This window comes from Oleiphilus sp. HI0043 (assembly GCF_001634935.1).
The window spans coordinates 1-713 of record NZ_LWEY01000954.1 but is presented as its reverse complement, the minus strand read 5'-3'; the positions used below and the strand labels follow the sequence as shown (position 1 = coordinate 713).

General features: G+C 45.7%; 1 protein-coding gene and 1 pseudogene. Both read right to left on the bottom strand.

Annotated features, from left to right (window positions below):
- Positions 1–144, bottom strand: a 144-nt coding sequence (locus tag A3729_RS30785) for a CopD family protein (protein WP_197475775.1), incomplete at its 3' end; no start/stop codon positions are given.
- A gap of 2 nt (positions 145–146) precedes the next feature.
- Positions 147–713, bottom strand: a pseudogene (locus A3729_RS32800) (chloride channel protein); the annotation flags it as partial.

Sequence of the window (713 nt, the reverse complement as noted above, 5' to 3'; positions counted from 1 at the left end):
TAGCTTTCGTTCCATAACTTTGAAACGCTCTAAGCTGGTTTGGTCTGTTGACTGAGCGTAGTAGACAAATAAGCGGGGCAAGTAAAATAAGGCGGCAAACCAGCATACAACAGCAACAATGTGAAAGCTTTTTACCCAAAGCATGTTTATTTCCTTTTGTATTGATAATAATTTTCGACTTCAGCGCGAGTGACGATACCCAGGACACGCGAAACGGTAGGAGCACTGGTTCTCTCGACATATAAGGCTTCAGTTTTAGTTTCTGTAAAGCGGTCAAGGGTTTCCTGAAGCGTGGCTTGAAAGTAGAGAGAGGCAATATCTTTTCGCTGTGCCGGGATTTCAAACAGGTCGATCAGGATGCGCTCCTTAATCGGGTGCTCCTCACCCTCGACCAGCTCCTGTTCGTTTTCCTCCAGGTAGTGCGCAAGATCGACCGTGGGAAGAAGCGAAACTGGTTTACCATCGCTGTTATTGATTAGTATCCATTTAGGCTCCTGGCGCAAAATTTCCTTGGCTTCCTCGTAAACTATATGCCGTTTCGTCGGACTAAATTGTCGGGTCATAATGGCGCCAACACTGACGCGGCGAAGTGCCTGAATAACCGGGCTATTGTGATAATCGAGACCTTGTTCCTTCAATATACTCAGGAAAATAGACTGCTGCTTGAACACTTCACTTGCAACCATACTGGATACAACAATGATCAACATTCC